We start from the raw sequence: 1,249 nt of genomic DNA on the forward strand, positions 1-1,249 counted from the left end.
TGGACTGCGGCCGGTTCGGTGGACACCACCTTAAGCTAATTCCATCTGCTGCTCGAACTGTATCGGACTGAGGTAGCCGATGGTCGAGTGGCGTCGTTTACTGTTGTAGAACCGTTCGATGTAGTCGAAGAYATCGGCTTTTGCCTCAGCCCTCGTGCGATACACCTTGTTGTCGGTGCGCTCGATCTTGAGCGATTTGAAGAAGCTTTCCATGGCCGAGTTGTCCCAGCAATTGCCCGAGCGACTCATGCTGCACGTAATGCCCAGCTCGCCGAGCAGGCGCTGAAAGCGGTCGCTGGTGTATTGGCTGCCACGATCGGAGTGATGCATCACCGACTCGGGCCGTCGTCGGCGCCACACGGCCATCATCAACGCATCGGTCACCAGCTGCGCCGTCATCTGCGACTGCATCGACCAACCGACAACGCGACGCGAATACAGATCCAGCACGGCGGCCACGTACAGCCAGCCTTCCGCGGTCCACAGGTACGTGAAGTCGGCGACCCACTTCTGGTTTGGCGCGGTCGCTTGAAATTGACGATCGAGCAGATTGGGTGCAATCGCTCCACTGGGGCGGTCGCCCCGATCCGTCGGCAGACCGCGTCGCCGTGGTCGAGCGCGTAGGCCCTGGATGCGCATCAGACGCTCGACGCGATGCAGGCCGCACCGATGTCCCGCTTCGAGCACATCGCGCCAGACACGGCGCGCGCCGTACGTCCGATCGCTATCGAGAAAGCTCTGGCGGGCCTGCTGACCCAGCACCTCGTCATCCCATTGGCGCCGACTGCGTGGCCGAACGAGCCACGCGTAGAACCCGCTGCGCGAGACACCGAGCGCCTCACAGATCAATGTCACCGGCCAGGCCCCTCGGTGCTTCGCCACGAAGCCGAACTTCACGTCGACTCCCTGGCGAAATAGGCCGCGGCTTTTTTCAGGATGTCACGCTCCATTTTGAGCTTGGCGACTTCCTTCTTCAGCCGCTCGATCTCCGCTTGCTCAGGCTTCATCTGCCCTTGCCCGGGAAACGCCTGCTGCGGATCGGCCACCAGCTCTCGTACCCATTTGCGCAGCACGTTCTCATGCAGCCCCAGATCACGGGCCGCCTGCGTCACCGCTACACCGCGCTCGTTAACCAGTCGCACCGCTTCAAGCTTGAACTCGCGACTGAACGTCCTTCGTGTTCCCATAAACCACCTCCGGCTTCATCATCCCACCTAAACCCGGTGTCTGTGAAACCGGCCGCAGTCCA

General features: G+C 61.6%; 1 protein-coding gene. It reads right to left on the bottom strand.

The window, feature by feature from the left end; translation table 11 throughout:
• Window positions 1-30: 30 nt before the first annotated feature.
• Window positions 31-1,187 (bottom strand): IS3 family transposase gene (locus tag AC1DMG_RS22210; protein ID WP_477181160.1). Its coding sequence is split into 2 segments (ribosomal slippage): window positions 31-926 and window positions 926-1,187, totalling 1,158 coding nucleotides; the frame shifts between segments, so codons are not numbered across the junction.
• Window positions 1,188-1,249 lie beyond the last annotated feature (62 nt).

It is taken from the genome of Dyella sp. 01N36 (assembly GCF_056399745.1).